The organism is Aeromicrobium sp. Leaf272 (genome assembly GCF_001422865.1).
Lineage (GTDB): Bacteria > Actinomycetota > Actinomycetes > Propionibacteriales > Nocardioidaceae > Aeromicrobium.
Window position 1 is genome coordinate 668062 of the sequence record NZ_LMMY01000009.1, and the last position, 2570, is coordinate 670631.

The following is a 2570-nucleotide window of genomic DNA, read 5'->3' on the forward strand; positions in this document are numbered from 1 at the left end:
CTACCTCCGACGCCCCAGGACCAGCCCGCGGCACCGGGGCTCGGCCGGGCGGAAGCCCATCCGCCGGTCGAGGCCCTTTCGGAGACCGAGCCGAGACCCGGCCGGAGCAGCGCAGCACCGAGCCGAAGCCCCGCCAGGAGACGCCGCCGCAGGACGAGACCCACCCGAAGCAGCGCAGCCGCAGGACGAGACCCACCCGAAGCAGCGCAGCCGCAGGACGAGGCCCCGCCAAGAGACGCAGCCGCAGGACGAGACCCACCCAGCGACCGCAGCCGCAGGACAGGAGGCAGCCCAGCCGGGCCGAAGGGAGGGGTCAGTCGCCGGAGAGGCGGTGCTTCTCGGCGAGCACCGCGGCCTGGGTGCGGCGCTGCAGGCCCAGCTTGGAGAGCAGCTGGGAGACGTAGTTCTTGACCGTCTTCTCGGCGAGGTACATCTCGGTGGCGATCTGGCGGTTGGTCATGCCCTGGCCGATGAGGCTGAGGATACGGCGCTCCTGTGCCGTCAGCTCGGCGAGCGGGTCCTTCGGCGCGGGAGCGTTGCGGATCCGGTCGAGGACCTGGGCGGTGACCGCGGGGTCGAGCAGCGACTGGCCGTCGGCCACCCGGCGGACGGCGTCGACGAGGNATGACGTTGACCTCCGGGTGCGCGGCCCGGACGTCGCGGCACACCTCGATGCCCGACCCGTCGGGAAGGCGCGCGTCGAGCACCGCCACGTCGGGCAGCAGCGTCGGGATGAGCTCGAGCGCCTCGCCGGCGGTGCCGGCCTCGCCGACGACCGACAGGCCCTCCTGCGCCTCCAGGAGGTCGCGGATGCCGCGTCGGACGATCTCGTGGTCGTCGAGCAGGAAGATCCGTACGGACTCGCTCATGTGGGGGTTCCTTCGTTGGCGGGGATCACGGCATCGACTTCGGGACGCTCCAGCGGACCTGGAGGCCGCCGTGCGACGGCTCCAGGAACTCGCAGCTGCCGCCCAGGTTCTGGGCGCGGTGCCTCATGTTGCGCAGTCCGTTGCCGAACGGCTGGTCGGGATCGAGCCCGAGTCCATCATCGGTCACGGTGAGCACGATGTCGTCGGTGACGTCGAGCTCGATGGCGACCTCACCGGCGTGGGAGTGCCGCACGACGTTCGACAGGATCTCCTTGAGCACGGCCGCCAGCTGCTCGGCCGCCATGTCGGGCACCACGCTCTCGACCGGTCCGATGGTCTCCACCGTCGGGCGGTAGCCGAGCATCCGCTCGGCCTCGCCGACGATGGCGTCGATCTCGAGCCGCAGGTTGGCCGGCACCGTGGGAGAGCTGAGGTCGAAGATCGTGCGACGGATCTCCTTGATGGTCTGGTCGAGCCCGTCGACGGCGTCGGACAGTCGAGCCCCGACCGCCGGCGGGACCGAGGCCGAGGCGCTGTCGAGCGAGAGGCCGATGGCGAACAGGCGCTGGATCACCAGGTCGTGCAGGTCGCGGCCGATGCGGTCGCGGTCCTCGAAGATCGCCAGCTTGGCCTGGGTCTCGCGGGCCCGCACCACCTGCATGACCAGGGCCGCCTGCTGGGTGAAGCCGTTCGGCAGCTCGGGGTCGAGGGCCCACGTGGACGACATCTGCTCGGAGAACCACCCGATGACGAGGACCGCCGTGCCCTCCTCGAAGTGCAACGGGTGCGCCTGCACCGTCTGCAGCCCCGGGAGCGCGGCCAGCGTGTCGTCGTCGATGCGCTCGTCGTGGAGGGCGTCGGCGATGACCACCGCCTGCCCCGACCGGACGACCTCGCGCAGGAACGGGATGTCGGGACGGATTCCCACCGGGTCGGGCTCGATGCCCACCGCGGCCGTGACCACGAACGGGCCGTCGTCGTCGGGCACGACGAGGGCAGCAGCCCCGGCGCCGGCGACGTCGCGGACCCGCTCGACGATGAGCTGGCTGGCGGCCTGGCGGGAGATGGGGCGCAGCAACGCCGTGGCGACCTCGGAGGTGGCGCGCAGCCACCGACGCTGCTGCTCGCTCTGCTCGAACAGCCGGGCGTTCTCGATGACGACGCCCGCGGCCGACGCGATCGCGACCGCGACCTCCTCGTCCTCCGGCGTGAACCCGCCGTCACCCTGCTTGTCGGTGAGGTAGAGGTTGCCGAACACCTGGTCGTGGACGCGGATCGGCACGCCGAGGAACGACGTCATGTCGGGGTGGAGCCTGGGGAAGCCCGCGCTCTCGGGATGGTTCTTGAGGTCGTTGACCCGCAGCGGCTCGGGCCGGTCGATCACCAGCCCGAGCAGGCCCTGGCCCTGCGGGAGGCGGCCGATCATGTCCTGGTGCTCGGCGTCGAGCCCGTGCACGGCGAACGTGCCGAGGCGGTGCGAGGAGCGACCGTCGAGCACGCCGAGGAAGCCGTAGGTTGCGCCGACGAGCTCGCTGGCGGAGTCGACGATGCGCTGGAGGACGTTGTCGAGGGAGAGGTCCTGGGACAGCGCGACGACAGCGTCGAGCAGACTGCTCTGACGCTCCGACCCCACTCCGCTCTTCTTCATCGACGACTCCCTCCCGAGGGAGGATAGTGCTGTGGCCGCTCCCACGGAGGGGG

Annotated in this window: 2 protein-coding genes and 1 pseudogene; all 3 read right to left on the minus strand. The window is 71.4% G+C overall.

Features of this window, described 5'->3' with window-relative positions; genetic code table 11:
- Window positions 1–313 precede the first annotated feature (313 nt).
- On the minus strand, window positions 314–623 hold a 310-nt coding region (locus ASF38_RS18890; protein WP_235497404.1), incomplete at its 5' end, for a response regulator transcription factor.
- 1 nt (window position 624) lies between these two features.
- Window positions 625–869, minus strand: a pseudogene (locus ASF38_RS18895) (response regulator transcription factor); the annotation flags it as partial.
- 25 nt (window positions 870–894) lie between these two features.
- Entirely contained in the window at window positions 895–2517 is a 1623-nt protein-coding gene (locus ASF38_RS04880) for a GAF domain-containing protein (RefSeq protein ID WP_056574039.1), read from the minus strand.
- Between the last annotated feature and the right edge of the window lie 53 nt (window positions 2518–2570).

Coding starts and splice junctions, on each gene's coding strand:
- ASF38_RS04880 (WP_056574039.1), bottom strand. CDS start 2,517: ATGAAGAAGAGCGGAGTGGGGTCGGAGCGTCAGAGCAGTCTGCTCGAC.